Consider the following 16,940-nt stretch of genomic DNA (forward strand, 5'->3'; position numbering starts at 1 on the left):
ATAACCGGAAACCAAACATTTTTATATCCAAAAAAATGCCACATTCGTCAGAAACGAGTGTGGCATTTGTGTGAGGGGGATTACTTGACTTTCATCCCCGCGGCAGTCATTAACAACCTAAATACGGAAGAGAATGCAAATAGCGCCAGTACACTTCCTAACCAAATAATCGCCATCCAACCTATCTTTTTCCACCAAGGTGATGAAATAGTCTGATCAGTGGTAACCTTGGTCTGGGGTAATTTTTCCTCTGAAGACATAGTAACTCCAATAGGTATAAACCAAAATAATAGGGATAATAAATAGAGCGCCAACAAGCATAAAACCTAAACTTTCCATTGGCCCAGCCGCATCACGGAAACTGATGGCGGGTGGAATGAGATTTGGCCAAATACTGATCCCTAACCCCGTAAAACCAAGGAAAATTAATAGCAACGCAGCTAAGAAAGGAATGCTATCCCATTTTTGTCGTTTGGCGCTTTTTAGCATGACCCAAACACACCACACGACTAATAATGGAACTGGGAGGAAGAAAAAGAGATTTGGTAAGCTAAACCAACGGCTATAAATCGCCTCATTGAGAACAGGTGTCCATGCACTGATGATAACAATCACAGCCAACATCACGAGTGTTAATGGTCGCAATAAACGGTACATGGTTTGGCGCAAATGACCTTCAGTTTTCATGATCAGCCAACCGCAGGCCAGTAGTGCATAAGCAACCACTAAACCAAAACCACAAAATAGTGGGAACGGTGAGAACCAATCGAAATAGCCGCCCATATACACACGGTTTTCAACATGGAAGCCTTGAATAAAGGCACCCACAACGACGCCTTGAACAAAAGTGGCGAAAATCGAACCCCAAATAAAGGCGTGATCCCAATGTTTACGATGCGACTCATCCGCTCTAAAGCGGAACTCAAATGCCACGCCTCGGAAAATCAAGGCTAACAACATAAAAGTTAGAGGAATCGATAAGGCATCAAGCACAATGGCATAAGCGAGCGGGAAAGCGCCAAATAGCCCCGCACCGCCTAATACTAGCCAAGTTTCGTTGCCATCCCAAACCGGGGCGACACTGTTCATCATCAAGTCGCGATCTTGGCTATCTTTAAGGGCTGGGTACAAGATACCGATTCCTAAATCGAAGCCATCCATCACGATATACATCAAAATACTAAAGACAATGATGACAAACCAAATGAGTGGTAAATCAATGCCCATGAGCTGTATCCTCCTGGATCCCTTTACGAATTAATTTCATCATGTACATATAGCCGATACCGAACACACTGCCGTAAACAGCAAAGAAAGCCAGTAGACTAATACTCATATGCATTTCACCATGCGCACTGACAGCGTCCGCAGTTCTTTGTAACCCATAGACGACCCAAGGCTGACGACCTATTTCAGTGGTAAACCAACCAGCTAAGATAGCGATTAGCCCTGATGGCGCCATGACGAACATAAAACGCAAGAAAACTTTCGATTCATAAAGGTTTTTGCGATAACGCAGCCATAATCCCCAAACACCAGCCGCAATCATTAACAAACCTAGCCCTACCATGACACGGAATGACCAGAACACCATGAAGACATTTGGTCTATCTTCGGGTGGATAATCTTTCAACGCAGGAACTTGCTTATCAAGACTATGGGTCAAAATGATGCTCGCAAGATAGGGAATTTCGAGTGCGTATTCGGTTTTCTCTTTTTCCATATTAGGAATACCGAAAAGGATCAATGGGGTGGCTTCACCTGGTTTATTCTCCCAATGACCTTCCATAGCCGCGACTTTAACGGGTTGATGTTTTAGGGTATTTAACCCATGAGCATCGCCAATAAGGGCTTGCAGAGGCGCTAAAATTAAAATCAGCCATAATGACATGGAAAACATTTTCTTCATGGCAGAAGATTTATTGCCTTTAAGCAAGTGCCAAGCTGCTGAAGCACCAATGAAAAATGCGGCTGCAAGGAATGCCGCTGTGGTCATATGCAATAACCGATAAGGGAATGAAGGATTGAAAATAACGGCTAACCAATCAACGGGAACGATGCGGTTATCGATAATTTCAAACCCTTGCGGTGTTTGCATAAAGCTGTTTGATGCAAGGATCCAAAACGTTGAGATGATAGTACCGAGAGCAACCATGCAGGTTGCAAAGAAGTGCAATTTTTCACCAACACGGTTCATACCGAATAGCATGACACCAAGGAAGCCCGCCTCTAGGAAAAAAGCAGTGAGGACTTCATAAGTTAGCAATGGCCCTGTGATACCACCGGCAAAGTCGGAAAAAAAGCTCCAGTTAGTTCCGAACTGGTAAGCCATCACCAAGCCAGAAACAACCCCCATACCGAAATTGACCGCAAAGACTTTCGACCAAAAATGGAACAATTTTATATAATCACTATCCCGAGTTTTCAGCCACAAGCCTTCGAGTACCGCGAGGAAACTCGCCAGCCCGATGGTGATCGCTGGGAAAATAATATGGAACGAGACTGTAAACGCAAATTGTATACGAGCCAGTTCCAGCGCAGTTAGTCCAAACATATTGACCCCTGATTGGCATTGATAATGCGCACATCACAGTTTCGTTTTTCCGTTAGCAATGTTGGTGCTGTTCCGTAGCAAAAATAATCATTGAAACGACAGGCTTGTGAAAAAAACCACAAACCTAACGAAAAAGTTTTGTGCTTATAGTTAAAAAAAGTCAGGTGAATGTATGGATAAGTAGAACATGAGACGATAAACTATAATAGTAACAATTTTTGAGTTATTAACTATAACAGTTGAGGCGGATATGACGCGATACGAACAACTGGCTGCACAAATACGCCAACAGATTGAAGATAATATCTGGCAAGTTGGCGATAGATTACCGTCACTTAGGGAAAGTGTAAAACAATCAGGTTTGAGTTTAATGACAGTTGTACAGGCTTACCAATTGCTCGAAAGCCAAGGTTGGATCGCTGCAAGGCCACAATCAGGGTACTATGTTGCTCGTCGAAATACGAATTTTGCGGCAGCAAAGGGAGGAAAAGGCCTGCATCTTAATGAAAATGTTGAGATCAACGCCTCTATTTTTGGTGTTTTGCAAGCTTGTAAAGATCCTGACATTATTCCATTTGGCTCAGCATTCCCTGAACCGGCACTGCTTGATGAACCGAAATTAGGGAAAACTCTCGCGTCAGTGGCTCGGCGTTTAGCGAGGTTTAATACGACAGCGAATTTACCGCCGGGTAACGAGCAATTACGCCGTAATATCGCTCAGCGCTATGCCAGCCAAGGGATCCATGTTGCCCCCGATGAAATTGTGATCACGGCTGGTGCGATGGAATCACTAGTATTAAGCCTACAATCGGTAACCCAACCGGGAGATTGGGTGGTTATCGAATCACCTGCCTTTTATGGTTCATTACAGGCTATTGAACGCCTAAAATTAAAAGCGATCGCCATTAAAACAGATCCGTTATTTGGGATTGATTTGGACGCATTGGAAGATATTGCCGCAAAATACCCCATAAAAGCCTGTTGGTTAATGACGCATTACCAGAACCCACTTGGGGGCACGATGCCGCCAGCAAATAAAAAACGGCTGGTGGAGATCTTGAATAAAAATCAAATTGTTTTGATTGAAGATGATGTGTATGGCGAATTGTACTTTGGTAATCAACAGCCGATCCCTGCCAAAGCTTTAGATACTAAGGGTAACTTTTTCCATTGTTCGTCATTTTCGAAATGTTTAGCACCGGGGTATCGGGTCGGTTGGGTGGCAGCAGGACAACACGCGACAAAAATTCAGCATTTACAGATGATGAGTACTGTTTCTGCCAGCGTTCCAACACAGCTGGCGATCGCGGAGTACCTTACTCAGGGGGGATATGACAACCACTTGCGGAAACTACGTCAGACAATGGAGCAGCGGCAACACCAAATGTTAGGCGCAATCGCACAATATATGCCGCCTTCCGTTAAAGTGAATACGCCAAAAGGGGGCTATTTTTTATGGTTAGAATTCGAACCACCTTTTAATGCGGTACGTCTCTACCAATTAGCCCTTAAGGAAGGGATAAGCATTGCGCCTGGCAGTATGTTTTCAACCAGTGATCAGTTTAACCATGCGTTTAGACTTAATACTTCATTTACTTGGAATGAACAGTTAGAACAGGCGATGAAAACATTAGGGCGTTTATGTTATTCATTGATTACCGAGAAACGTGGTTAGTCACATTTTAAGTGTCGAAACATTGCCCTAAGTCACTAAGTTTGCCACTCTTAATTATCATAACGGATAATTGATTGCTCGGGGGAATGTATGAAAATTAAATGTTTTGATGCGGCAGAGTTACCCATTGAAGAATGGCAAGATAAGTGTGGGAACAGCGCTGAAGTTTTTTGTTGGCCTGTCGCATCTGACTTTTCGCTTCGAGTAAGCATTACACAAATCAATCAATCGAGTGTTTTAAAGCAGCACGCTGAAAGTGAACAATTTTGTATTTCTTTGGATAATGGTCAGCTGTCTATTCGAGATCAACAAAAGACTAAGCATTCTATGGCAAAAATTGGTGACGCTTTTCATTCTGAGGGGGAACAATTGATTGAACTTGAATTAAGAGGCTCCCCAGTCCGTTTACTTAACGTATCGGTTAACCCTGAGCGTTGGCGAGTTAAAAGCCATGTGATTGCACAAGAACAACGTTTGCCAATAGGGCAGGCAGGGATAGTATATGTCTTAGCTGGGGAATGGGATGTCTCTGGGGCGAACTGTAAAATTATGGCCGTTAATCAAGGGGGCTGGTGGCTACCTGACATTGGGGAAGGGCATATTACGCCTCGTGTGGCAGGTAGCAAATTAATTTGGGTTGATATTACAGCCTGTTAGCTATTGGCTAAGCCAATCGCCGCGAGTGACAACATGCCTCCAGCAACGCCTTCCGTTAGACGGCGACGCTTATCGCTGTAATTTCCTTTTTTATGTACGGTGGCAAATACCATACCAATCATGCCATAAATCACGATACATGAGGCAATAAAGGACGTTGATAAAATAATAGACTGAATAGCAACACTGTCCGAAGAGTGAATAAAATTAGGTAAAATGGCAAAGTAGACTAAGAGTCCTTTGGGGTTAAGAAAGCTAGTTAGAAAACCTTTCAGAATGACACCTTTAGATGACGCTGATTTTAGCGTTATCTGGCTTGGTTTCATGGCAGATAAGATCATTTTTATGGCTAAATATGCGACATAAGCGACACCGACCCATTTAATAGTATTAAATAAGCGTGGTGACGCAGCCACTATCGCAGCGAGACCTAAAGCGGCTAGGATAGCATGCATAATATAGCCCGAGATAATGCCAATATTAGCTTTCCATACGGCAGATACGCCTCCCGATAGCCCTTGCGAAGAGATAAAAAGAATATCAGGACCCGGTGTACAAATAAGAGGGATCACCGTCGCACTAAACAGAATAATTGATTGTAGCTCCATCTGTATGCCTCATAGATATCATTTGATTATTGTTGTTGAGTTTAGCAAGTTAGCTTGAGGGAAATTATAATGATTTCATTGTAATATTTGGTCATTTTATGGGTAATAATTGATTTTAAATTTAGCATTGAATATCAAAAATCGTTAAACCATAGGAAAATAATGCTAATCAAATAGATACGGGTAATTTAGCTTGCTCAAACTTTATTAAGGAAGATGCAAGAGGGTTAAATTACTGGCTAAATCACAAGGCAAAAAAATACACTTAATATTCAATGAACTAAGTCATTAACTATTAAATGTATGATAGGTTAAAATATAAAAAGTACTTATTTTTTATTAATAGGTTATTTCATCAATTAGGGTAAGCTATTTTTAGCCAAACTATTTCATATTAGCATCGATTACTTGATAAAAAGCGTTGGCTGTATCCGCAATCGTCCAGACACCAAGAATAATTTGGTATCCTGTACGTTTTGGAATATTACACTCTATTCTTACGTTATTTTTGGGTACATTTCCTCTATCTTGTTGTTCACAAAACGGTTTTAAATCAAAATCATTACGTGTTAATGGTTTATTTGGATCCCAATTTTGTTTAGTGATAAAAAATTGCCATGATGTCGTTCTGTGTGATGCAGTTAATGTCCAAGAAAATACATTTTTACCACTAGATACATTCACTTTATGCCAACGACTGTTCGACTGTTCATTTAACTGAGAAAAATTGGCATTACCTCCACTTGCGATTTGACCATCCTTTGGCCCCCTTTCTGGGAAACCTTTAGGGCCTTCAACCGATTGAGGCTCATATTGAACGGCACCACACATTTTATTTAAATTGCCACCCATGGATGAACAAAGAAAAGCGCGGCTTGGTGGATTATCGATATAACCATGGCGAAGTACGTTATTATCAGCTAATGCTGACATTGAAAGGAAAAGCATTGATATAGCAATAAATGTTGTTCTCATAGAAGTATCCTCATGTAAAAATTAACAACCATATTTAAATGATGTATAACCTATAAAGAATGAACTCTCTGTTGTTATTTTATTAAACTAATTCGGTTATCTAGATGCGTATACTTTTTATTATGTGTTTATCAAAAGCTAATGAAAAATATTGAAAATAGTCCAACTAAAAACATAAATGATCACTAGTAGATACTAAAATGTTGGCTATTGTTTTTTCTCTATTACCATCCCCTCTTTTTAGGAAGAGAGTAGTTAATATTTATCAAAGATAAATAAAAGTATTAAAATGCATTATGAGGGCAAATAACTCTCACATACAGTTTGCTCAGTCAATATATGTATTGTTTTTGTCTATGGCCTCCTAAATTATACAGAATGGTGAAATTTTCATAAAACATACTGATGAGAAAGTGGCTTTAAATATGCCATATAGTCTTATTTCGTCAGCTTATTGATAAGTTAACCAACAGTGCCGATACCATCATAGCAAGTTCCACGCTCTTTCAAATGTTTCATCATCATAAGGTTGTGTTCCATTTTCATGCTTAATAATCGATTTAGCGAGTTTTATTAAAATTGATTTGTTTTCAAGATTAATAAATGTATTGGGGGATACATTTAGCGCTTTAGCAACATCATTAATATAATCGCTTGTTTGATTTTCATTGCTAGGTGCCCATCGACTAATTAATTGAGATACGGTTTGCAATGAGTATCTACGTTGATAGGTACGCAGTAACGCGAATAGTGCTCTGATACCATATTCTGAAGATTCAAATCGACAAAATCGTTTTTCAATAGATTTATCGTGTGGTAGTTGCCCCTTCCAATAATTGGCTTCATTGTATTCAATGTTACCGGGGTTATTGTTTCTGATGCCTCGAGAGATTTTAATCATGGATAAATTCTCCAATTCTAATGTTTAAATAAAAATGATACGAACATTTTTAATTAATCTATCTGTCCTAAGTAATAGGATTTATATTTATGTAATGATTTTAATTATATTAAAAAAGTGTTGGCGCAAATTATTAAAATTAAGTCATAAGACTCAATGAGCAGAAGAATACTGCTCATTGAGTGATACAAAGAGAAAATGAGATAAATTAAATTATAGATAAAATCATATTTACGATTAAATCAAATAAGTAAAATTGATTTTTCTTACTATAAATAAATTACCGAATTATTATCTGATGTTGGCAGTGAATTACCATCATGATCAGCTGCACCTGTGTCAATATTAGGGGTCGCTGCGCTAGCAAGGCTAAATTCATTTCCTATACTATTGGTTACCTTAAGAATATTAACATAGGCCATCGCGGTAACTTCCACATTAGGATATATGCCAGTTACATTCATATCAATATGAACCTTTCCGTTAATTTGTTGAGTAGTTGATAGCTCATCTAAGGTTGCGTGTATTTCTTGTCTATGAGTTTCGACACTAAAGTTAGCTGAAACCCACGCAAAGAAAGCAGTAAGACCTGCGCCAAATTTATATTCATTAAGTAGCTGTTGATACTTAGTCGACGATTCAAGGCTAATAATACTAAAATCCATGTCACCTTGTAATCGAACAACAGCGCCTTGGCCTGAGACAGTCGCAGAAATACCTCTCATCATTCCTTTCTTTTTTGAAACCTGCCAAGAATTAACATTATTATTGTCTGTCTTTACTGCTCCAATTGCAATATCGTTTATTTCGGAGAATGTTGTAGTCATTTTAATACCCTTAGTTTTAAATAAAGTGATGTTGTGGTGCTATTAAATAGATTAGTGGTTTGTGCTATAAAACCACACACTATCTAATGGCAATAATACTATTTGATATATTGTATTGATAATGTGATCGATAACGGATTTTTGTGTTGTTATATTGTTTCTAATTGAGATAAATATTCAAATTATTGTTTTTTTTGAGTATTTAGATCAAATTACTTATAGCTAAGTATTTTTACTTGAAGGATTTATTTTCACTGTCAGCGATATTTGCGGATAGCCTTGTAATTTTTTGAAAAATAACTAATTTAGTTGAGTGTTCTACTTGTTGTTTTATCTGATAAAATATGGCTGTATCGTTTCTTAGCTTGATGTTTATAGAGCGAGGTAGCGTTCGATTTCGAGATATTATGCTTTTAAATATGGGAATGATGGCAGATGGTGTCAAAACCATGGTGAATGACTTTGCTAACGTCACTATATAGTTTTTTTTAAAAATTATAATTATTTGGTATTAATTTTGGTGATCCTTCTTTTAATTGAAGATTAATGGGAAGGTGTGTTTTATCATTATTTTATAAATAGAGGGTAATAATTTTTATCACTATTAATGCTAGCAAATGAGAGACTTGTTTCTCCTGAACAAGATTCAGATACCGTATTGAGTATTTGGGGAGCCTCAAACCTTAGGGGAATTGCTGTATTTATCATGCTTAGCCATTATTGTGGATTTTTCAATTGAAAGCTTGCTTACCAATAGGTGTTTTTTGATTACGTCAAAGAGAACAAATCAAATCAATTGTATGATATAAAAATATCGCCATGTACCATTAATAATCTCAAACATAAAGCACCATTATTTTAATATCGAAATGACTACTTCGATTTATAGCGATAGAGGTAGATAGCCACAATATTACTCATAATATGCTTCAATGAATATTTCCTGAAATTTATACTAGGTCATTTTAGTGTTAACAATGACTAAAATCATAGCGTATCATTTAACAGCAAACATAAAAATGATAGTCGACGATTCGGCTTACTCTCCGTAAAACTTAAGATAGGCGCTTAGTCGCAAAATAGAACTACGAATGAAACCAGTGCGACCTTCTTCTTGATGGATAGATTATGTCCATGTTGCGAACTTGGCTGGCAGTGATTGATGTAAATTCCTCACGACACGTCAGAGAAGGGATAGTATCATGACCAGCCATTAGCTTTTTTACATTTTATTCGGAATTTTCATTGTGACCTCATTTGCTGAACTTAACACGCTACCTGAAGAACAACTTGCTAACCTTACTGAGCTAGGTTACGTAACAATGACGCCAATTCAGGAGGCTGCGTTACCAGCGATCCTTGCAGGCAAAGACGTCCGTGCTCAGGCAAAAACGGGAAGTGGTAAAACCGCTGCTTTTGGACTGGGTCTGTTACAACACATCGATGCGAAACAGTTCAGTACACAATCACTGGTATTGTGCCCGACTCGAGAATTAGCAGATCAAGTCGCGAGCGAACTGCGCCGCTTAGCACGTTATATGGCAAATATTAAGATCTTAACACTTTGTGGTGGTGTGCCATTTAGTGTGCAACGAGATTCCTTAATCCACGCGGCTCATATCATTGTTGCCACGCCGGGGCGACTTCTTGACCACTTGAACAAAGAAACCGTAAAACTGGATACATTACAAACATTGGTATTAGATGAAGCAGATCGCATGCTGGATATGGGATTTGCTGATGATATTGATGAAGTGATCAGCTATGCGCCCATTAGCCGTCAAACACTATTATTTTCAGCTACGTGGCCAGAAACAATTACAGCAATGAGCCAGCGTATCCAACGTAATGCAATAACGATTGAAATCAATTCAGTTGATGAATTACCTGCTATTGAACAACGGTTTTATGAAGTCGCTCGTCATGAAAAAATAGATTTATTACAAAAACTGTTAAGCCAACAGCAACCCGCATCTTGTGTGGTATTTTGTAACACAAAAAAAGATTGCCAAGCGGTGTATGATGCACTAAATGAGTGCCATCAAAGTGTTTTAGTATTGCATGGTGATATGGAACAACGTGAGCGAGATCAAACGCTTGTTCGTTTTGCTAATGGCAGTAGTCGTGTATTAGTTGCAACCGATGTGGCGGCTCGTGGGTTGGATATCAAATCATTGGAAATGGTAATTAACTATGAATTGTCATGGGATCCAGAGGTGCATGTTCATCGCATTGGTCGTACAGCGCGTGCAGGTGAAAGTGGGTTAGCGATTAGCCTTTGTGCTCCTGAAGAAGCTCAACGCGCTAATGTGTTAGAAGAAATGTTAAATATAAAGCTTAACTGGAAGTCAGTACCAACCGGCTTAACTATCACACCACTTGAAGCTTCAATGGTAACACTGTGTATTGATGGTGGTAAAAAAGCGAAGATGCGACCTGGCGATATTCTTGGGGCGTTAACAGGAGATATTGGCTTGGCAGGGGATGATATTGGTAAAATTACTATTCATCCCATGCATGCATATGTCGCAATCAAACAGTCTGCTGCACGCCATGCTTGGAAACAATTGCAGCAAGGAAAAATTAAAGGTAAATCCGTTAAAGTAAGATTGTTAAAATAAAACTAGCAATATAGGCAACCATTAGCCGTGTGGTTTGTATGACATGGCTAATGGTAGGTAATCATTACTTAAAATGAATACAGAGATTCAATGGATTGACCGAGTTTTTCTGCCAGCTCAGAAGATGCATATCTATCCATCACAACCTCAATATATGCCGCACGATTTTGCGATTCAGCCATATTAATTGCGGCATCTAATTCATCGCAACGGGTGACCTTTTGGCAATACCAATCTTGGCAACCAAGTGCAGCAGGTAATTGGGCATAGTGCCATTGCGGTAAGTCATTATAGTAGGCTTCAGGATCTTTACAGAGTAAGCGTTCAATAAGATAACCATCATTATTAAGGACAAAAATAATGGGTTTTAAGCCAAAGCGAGCGAATTGGCTAATCTCTTGGGCGGTTAACTGATGAGAACCTTCACCAGTAATTAAGATAATACGGCGATTAGGTTCAGCTATTGCAGCACCAAAAGCCGCAGGTGTTGCCCAACCAATAGAGCCCCAGAGTGTTTGGTTATGGAATTGTGCATTTTGTGGAAGCAGAGCAAAACCTAATCCCATCGATGCTGTACCTGTTTCCGCGATAATAATATCGTCTTTTTTGAACATCTGCTCAAGTCGCGGATAAAGATAGTTTGCAGTAATTTGCCCATTTTCCCCCTGAACTGGCGTACCGAGACCTTGAGCTTTTATCCCTTGGTGATGCAATGAAGGAGCAAGCTCTTTGAGCTTAACCAGTACATCTTGCATAAAGACTTGAGGATAGATAGCAGAGCCCACTTTCACATGGTCGGCAAGGATATTAATTCGATTCTCAGGGAGAATAGTAGCGGTAAAGCTACCAGAGTTAAAATCGGTAAGGACAGCTCCAATTCCCAGCACGCAATCACAACTTTCGACAAATTCACCTACTTGTGTATTCATTAATTTGCCGTTATAGATCCCCATATAAGTTGGATTGGATTCACTGACAATGCTTTTATCCATAAACATGGTGGCGTAAGGTAACCCAGTCTTATCAATAATTGCTTGCACTTCATTAGCATAGCCTAATCGAGCACTTAAAATACCAGGAATTATGCAGGCTTTTTGGCTTGAATTTAGCTTTTCTAAAATAGCCGTAACGGCGGCTGATAATGACTCATTATTACTTTTATGAATAACAGGGGTATCAGTATTTTTATCTGTAACGACTGGCATGACCGCATAATCTGCGGGTAAACCAATATAAACAGGACGGCGTTCACGTAGGGCCGTTATAATTAAGCGTTCGGTTTCGGCAATACAGTTTTCAGGGGTTAAAATTGCGTGAGCGCAGCTTAGGTGTTGACTCATTTGATAAAAAACATCGAAATCACCATTGCCGAGCGTATGGTGAACGAGTTTATGGTTTTTTTGTACACCACTGGCAGGCATACCAACTAAATGAAAGATAGGAAGATGTTCTGCATAGGAGCCTGCAATGCCGTTGAGTGCGCTTAATTCTCCTACACCAAATGTGGTTGAAAGTGCAGCGGCACCTTTAATACGAGCATATCCATCAGCTGCATATGAGGCATTGAGTTCATTACAATTACCAATCCAACGCATATTGTTACTTTCACAGACCGCATCTTCTATGGGGAATGCGTAATCACCTGCGACGCCAAAAATATCATTGATGCCGATCTCATTTAAGCGTGCTAAAACATGTTCGATGACGGTTTTATTCATTATATTATCTCCTAATGATCACGTTAGCCGATAATTCTGCTTTTTATTAGTTCTAACGTAGATCTTTCTTTAGTGGAAATTATTTATAATTATTCCATCTATAACAAAAACTCATAGGAGCAGACATGGATATACGTTCATTGCGTTATTTTGTTGAAGTGGTACAGCTAAATGGGTTTAGCCGAGCAGCAGAACGTTTATTTGTGACCCAACCTGCGATTAGCCGTAGCATTCAAAAGTTAGAGCAAGAGCTTGGTTATACATTATTAGTGAGAGAAAACGATGGAGTGAGACTGACGGATGAAGGCGAAATTTTATTGAGTCATGCAAAACAAATACTCAAACAATTTAATAGCATGAATAAGGCGTTAAAAGAGAAGGAAGGGCCTCTGTCTGGTATTTTGAATGTAGGATTACCACCTGTCATCGCGTCAACTTATTTTGCGGATATCATCATGGCATTTAGTCGACGTTACCCACAGGTGGAATTAAAAATTTTGGAGCTAGGCACGCATAAGATGATGGAGGCGATGTTAAACGGCGAGGTGGAGACCGCGGCAGTGATGCTGCCTTTCGACAATGAATTGTTTGACTTACACGTTTTTTCGTCAGATCGATTGATGCTGTTAGTGAGTGAACAGCATCCGCTAGCTATGCGTAACTCGGTGAAGTTTGCAGAGCTTATTGATGAGCCGTTTATTTTCTTCTCTGAGGACTTTCGCATAAATGAGTTAGTCATGAGCGCTTGTGGGATCTATGGAAAAAAACCGGTTATTGCTGGGCGCAGTAGCCATTTAGATCTTGTAACAGCGATGGTAAGGGCAGGGGTTGGTGTAACATTATTACCAGATAGTATGTGGAATAAAACACGTGCAGATGGTTTGTCAATCATTCCTGTAATAGAGCCTGTACTCTCTTATGAAGTCGCTTTAGCAACATTGAAAAATAGTCATCAAAGTCGCAGGGCAAAAGCTTGGAATGCGCTGGCAAAAGAAATGTTAAACATCCAATAATGAGGCATTGATGGCAAAAATGTTTTTTATAGAAAGAAAAATGATTGTATAGCCACTTTCTCTTAAGGATAAGGAACAAGAAGACTTATTCGGGTTTAAAAAGCTATTTCAGGTTTTGCGCAGGCAGGGCAATGAGTGGGATCATATGCGGGTTCACCGGATCTATTGTCCGTTGAAGCTGAGCTTTCGCCGTAAAGGCAAACAACATCTGCCTGTGCGTAATCCAGCACCACTGGCAACGCCGGAGGCACTGAATCAGAGCTGGTCGGTTGATTTTATGCATGATGCGCTGATCTGCGGCAGGCGTTTCCGGACGTTCAATACCGTGGATGATTTTAATCGTGAAGCCCTGGCGATAGAAATTGCTCTGGATATCCCGGCACAACGCGTTGTCCGGGTATTGGACAGAATAGTTGCAACACGCGGATATCCGGTAAAAATGCGGATGGATAATGGTCCGGAGCTTATATCATTGACACTGGCGCACTGGGCGGAAGAGCATGGTGTGATACTGAAATTTATTAAACCGGGTAAACCGACTCAGAATGCCTTTATCGAGCGTTTTAACCGGACATACCGGACTGAAATACTGGATTTTATCTGTTTCGGACACTGAATGAAGTACGGGAAATCACGGAACGCTGGCTGAGGGAATATAACCGAGAGCGACCACATGAATCCCTGAATGATCTGACACCGGAAGAATACTGGTTATTAGCTGAAAATAACGAAATCTCAAAAAGTGTGTGGAACTGAAACGGGTGTACTTACATACCTGCCGCTCGGTCAAATTGAGTTGAGATACAGCGTCACGCTGCCGTAATCGTTTTTCACTAATAGCCTGAATAACATTGATCCGACTTAATTCTTTATCCGACATAGTTACCAACATTTTGAATGTACTTATCGTGGCAAAAGGTTTTATCCTTTATGCCGCAAAAAGTGACATTTCTAAATTGCTAAAAAGTGACATTACTAAATTGGTGCTACACCAAAAACTGGGATAAGATAATACTCTTAACTTAAATTGATGTGGTTGTTATGCATCTCAATTATCATTAAAAGGGAGTGTTATGGCATATCCGATATATTTAATGTTGAAAGGTAAAAATCAAGGTTTGATTTCGGCGGGATGTTCATCTCAGGATTCAATTGGTAATCGTTACCAAATTGGTCATGAAGATGAAATTCAAGTTATTGGGGTTCACTATGGTTCTTTTCGTGAACAGAATGCCTCATATAAACCCATTGTGTTCACTAAACCTATTGATAAATCTTCTCCCTTGCTGTCTGTTGCGCTTGATAATAATGAAGTTCTAGAGGCTAGTTTTATTTTTTATCGAACGAGTCAAAGCGGACAACTTGAAAAATATTATGAAGTCAAGCTAACAGGGGTTTCATTGATTGAAATATCTGACATATTTCCTGATTCAATAAAAGATAATGAATCAATGCCTTTTCAGCGGATTCAGATGAAATATGAATCTATATCTAGAAGTCATTTAATGGCAAATACATCAAGCTACAGTATTAATAGTGAGATGGTTAAGTAGTTTTTAGCATCAAAAGATATGTACTACTTACACATATCTTTTGATATAACGTATTCATTTGGTGAGAAAATAGATGATTTGTAGCATGTGTAGTAGCCTTTTGAGGTTAAATCAATACTGACATAGGTCGAAAAGAAAAAGCTAAACACCATGCCTATTATAAAGATAACAGCGAAAAATCCAGCTATCCTATTATTCATTTTTTGTAGTTCTTTTTTATATCCCAATATAAAACTATAATATGAAAAATATAGTATCAAAGGAGCTGAAAAACACAGGAACCCTGTTTGAAATGAGAATAGAATTCTAGGCTTCATTTGAAAGTAATCAATATAATATGTTGTTGATAGATAGATCCCGAAGATTGCTAAAAGTAAAAGCGCTATAGATGATAAGATTAACTTTGTGGGCTCTAATTTAACCACGACTAAATCTCCCCCACAGAGTAAAAAATTGGTCTGGATGGTAAGGTGTTTCTGGTTTTCTTGCTCTGTGAGTTTTTAAGCCTTTAATGATAGTTGCACTAATTTGGAATTCATCATCTAACCAGTACAATAGTACCCCTACGGATACACCTACAGCAAACACCCCTAAAGCTACAAGTATGACACTTGTTCCAGTCGTTAAAGCAGCAGTAGTTAAACCTCCAGTTATGGCTGTCGTTATTTGAGTGCTGATAGCTAGCTTTGCCATGTCCATGGTTATATTCACAAAAAAATCAACCAAGGTATATTCATTCTTGAATATTAATTCAACAGTTCTATAAGCCGCTGAGAAAACTATCGCAAAGCGAGCTGCGCCTACAGAAATATTATTCATGCCTTGAGTGCCTACTCCCATGTATAAAATACGAGGGTTGTTGACTAAATAACGAGTTCCATTTAAGTATGCTCTTATTCCAGCATGGCCTGATAGGCGAATATAAACATTACCGTTTGGTCCTGTATATTGAGTTGCTCTGATATTGAGATTCCCAAACTCGTTAACAATTCTGTCTATTCTGTAGGCTTCATAAATATTTCCTGAAAATGAAGATATTATATCTCCAATGCCAAATAGTGTTTCTTTCGGATCTTTGAAAGGGGTTGGAGTCGATAGATTCTTTAAAAGATAATCAGCTTCTTCAATGGTGATAACTGCTGCGACATTATCATCATCTTTTTCATCATTAAGAATGGATTTAATTTTTAGTAAGCTAGTTTTATAGTAAAGTTCATCATAATTAGGTGCTTCTTCGAAACTAAATTTTGCGTCCGCATCAATGAGCGTTTTTGATATAGGGTCGTATTTATACGCCATATGGTTCTTCCTTTAATTTAGGTTATGGGGAGAAGTATAGCATTAATGACGCTGTTTATTCGACAATAAACCCCCTAAAACCCCAATGTGGTACTAATCAAAACGGAGCGAAGCGACAGAACCAACAAGATCATCGTAATATTAAACGACGGATACGCCCGATGCTCGGCTTTAAATCTTTTCGTCAGGCACAGACACGACTCACTGGCATTGAAATCGTCTCGATGTTACGTAAACAGCCCTCTAAGAACGCTTCGAGGGGAGGCTAACTCAACCGTTAAAACTAATTTTCAATCAAACGGTTATGGTTATCGCCATGCCGTCATTGGCGAACTGTGTGATAAAGCGCCTAATATCGAAAAGTGGGAGCAAGCACGATTTGGATTACCCCATTATCATTTTCCCAAAGAAGATGAATTTAACGGATTGAAATTCATGGGTGAAGATTTTAATCAACGTCATGTGATAGAAGTCTGTCCATTTAGAGCATGGTCGCTAATTCTCAACCACACCCCAGACTATGACATGGTCAATGCTTG

At 39.2% G+C, this 16,940-nt stretch carries 15 protein-coding genes and 3 pseudogenes; 8 read left to right on the forward strand and 10 right to left on the reverse strand.

The annotated features are described in order from the left end of the window. Window positions 1-80: 80 nt before the first annotated feature. Genes PR699_RS01860 through PR699_RS01870 form a run of 3 tightly spaced genes read right to left on the reverse strand, consistent with a single transcriptional unit; the run spans window position 81 to window position 2,554 of the window. Window positions 81-260 (reverse strand): DUF2474 domain-containing protein, encoded by a 180-nt coding sequence (locus tag PR699_RS01860; protein ID WP_071821185.1) that lies wholly within the window; start codon window positions 258-260, stop codon window positions 81-83. After that, window positions 217-1,227 carry a cytochrome d ubiquinol oxidase subunit II gene (gene cydB, locus PR699_RS01865; RefSeq protein WP_004919319.1) on the reverse strand — a complete coding sequence of 337 codons (1,011 nt, stop codon included), beginning with the start codon at window positions 1,225-1,227 and terminating at the stop codon, window positions 217-219. Before cydB ends, PR699_RS01860 begins: the two co-directional genes overlap by 44 nt. Beyond that, window positions 1,217-2,554 carry a cytochrome ubiquinol oxidase subunit I gene (locus PR699_RS01870; protein WP_004919322.1) on the reverse strand — a complete coding sequence of 446 codons (1,338 nt, stop codon included), beginning with the start codon at window positions 2,552-2,554 and terminating at the stop codon, window positions 1,217-1,219. The genes cydB and PR699_RS01870 overlap by 11 nt, the downstream gene beginning before the upstream one ends. Before the next feature lie 250 nt (window positions 2,555-2,804). Between PR699_RS01870 and PR699_RS01875 the strand changes: the two genes are divergently transcribed. Next, complete coding sequence (locus PR699_RS01875; protein WP_004919324.1) at window positions 2,805-4,229, forward strand: PLP-dependent aminotransferase family protein; 1,425 nt, start codon at window positions 2,805-2,807, stop codon at window positions 4,227-4,229. 90 nt (window positions 4,230-4,319) lie between these two features. After that, on the forward strand, window positions 4,320-4,886 hold the full coding sequence (locus tag PR699_RS01880; protein ID WP_004919326.1) for a HutD family protein: 567 nt from the start codon (window positions 4,320-4,322) through the stop codon (window positions 4,884-4,886). Here the strand turns inward: PR699_RS01880 and PR699_RS01885 are convergent. The 4 genes from PR699_RS01885 to PR699_RS01900 all read right to left on the reverse strand — a co-directional run bounded on the left by PR699_RS01885 (window position 4,883) and on the right by PR699_RS01900 (window position 8,197). Then, entirely contained in the window at window positions 4,883-5,494 is a 612-nt protein-coding gene (locus PR699_RS01885) for a LysE family translocator (RefSeq protein WP_004919327.1), read from the reverse strand. The two genes, PR699_RS01880 and PR699_RS01885, sit on opposite strands and share 4 nt — an antisense overlap. 384 nt (window positions 5,495-5,878) lie before the next feature. Further along, window positions 5,879-6,442: a lytic polysaccharide monooxygenase gene (locus PR699_RS01890; protein WP_050979655.1), complete on the reverse strand. Its 564-nt coding sequence runs from the start codon at window positions 6,440-6,442 to the stop codon at window positions 5,879-5,881. A 511-nt stretch (window positions 6,443-6,953) separates the two neighbouring features. Beyond that, window positions 6,954-7,370, reverse strand: coding sequence for a structural protein (locus PR699_RS01895; RefSeq protein WP_014658256.1), 417 nt, complete (start codon window positions 7,368-7,370; stop codon window positions 6,954-6,956). Window positions 7,371-7,639: 269 nt separating this feature from the next. Beyond that, entirely contained in the window at window positions 7,640-8,197 is a 558-nt protein-coding gene (locus PR699_RS01900; RefSeq protein ID WP_014658257.1) for a hypothetical protein, read from the reverse strand. Between the two features lie 1,247 nt (window positions 8,198-9,444). On the opposite strand from PR699_RS01900, the gene dbpA reads away from it, so the two are divergent. Next, complete coding sequence (gene dbpA / locus PR699_RS01905) at window positions 9,445-10,818, forward strand: ATP-dependent RNA helicase DbpA (protein WP_014658258.1); 1,374 nt, start codon at window positions 9,445-9,447, stop codon at window positions 10,816-10,818. A 68-nt stretch (window positions 10,819-10,886) separates the two neighbouring features. On the opposite strand, the gene PR699_RS01910 is transcribed toward dbpA, so the two are convergent. After that, the gene (locus PR699_RS01910; RefSeq protein ID WP_014658259.1) at window positions 10,887-12,536 is read right to left on the reverse strand and encodes an alpha-keto acid decarboxylase family protein; all 1,650 of its coding nucleotides are present in this window, start codon (window positions 12,534-12,536) and stop codon (window positions 10,887-10,889) included. 125 nt (window positions 12,537-12,661) lie between these two features. On the opposite strand from PR699_RS01910, the gene PR699_RS01915 reads away from it, so the two are divergent. The 3 genes and pseudogenes from PR699_RS01915 (at window position 12,662) to PR699_RS01925 (ending at window position 15,102) form a co-directional block, all read left to right on the forward strand. Next, complete coding sequence (locus tag PR699_RS01915) at window positions 12,662-13,549, forward strand: LysR family transcriptional regulator (RefSeq protein WP_004919341.1); 888 nt, start codon at window positions 12,662-12,664, stop codon at window positions 13,547-13,549. An 88-nt stretch (window positions 13,550-13,637) separates the two neighbouring features. Next, window positions 13,638-14,305: pseudogene (locus tag PR699_RS01920) on the forward strand (IS3 family transposase); the annotation flags it as partial. Between the two features lie 317 nt (window positions 14,306-14,622). Then, window positions 14,623-15,102 carry an Hcp family type VI secretion system effector gene (locus tag PR699_RS01925; RefSeq protein ID WP_014658261.1) on the forward strand — a complete coding sequence of 160 codons (480 nt, stop codon included), beginning with the start codon at window positions 14,623-14,625 and terminating at the stop codon, window positions 15,100-15,102. 23 nt (window positions 15,103-15,125) lie between these two features. Here PR699_RS01925 and PR699_RS01930 read toward each other — a convergent pair whose 3' ends face one another. Next, complete coding sequence (locus tag PR699_RS01930) at window positions 15,126-15,419, reverse strand: DUF1240 domain-containing protein (RefSeq protein ID WP_071599664.1); 294 nt, start codon at window positions 15,417-15,419, stop codon at window positions 15,126-15,128. A 100-nt stretch (window positions 15,420-15,519) separates the two neighbouring features. Then, a complete protein-coding gene (locus PR699_RS01935) occupies window positions 15,520-16,401 on the reverse strand; it encodes a hypothetical protein (RefSeq protein ID WP_014658263.1) in 882 nt (293 codons plus the stop codon). A gap of 122 nt (window positions 16,402-16,523) precedes the next feature. On the opposite strand from PR699_RS01935, the pseudogene PR699_RS01940 reads away from it, so the two are divergent. Continuing rightward, window positions 16,524-16,670 (forward strand): annotated as a pseudogene (locus tag PR699_RS01940) (DDE-type integrase/transposase/recombinase); the annotation flags it as partial. After that, window positions 16,612-16,940, forward strand: a pseudogene (locus PR699_RS01945) (lipase family protein); the annotation flags it as partial. The pseudogenes PR699_RS01940 and PR699_RS01945, both read left to right, overlap by 59 nt.

The organism is Providencia sp. PROV268 (assembly GCF_028477805.1).
Taxonomy (GTDB): domain Bacteria; phylum Pseudomonadota; class Gammaproteobacteria; order Enterobacterales; family Enterobacteriaceae; genus Providencia; species Providencia stuartii.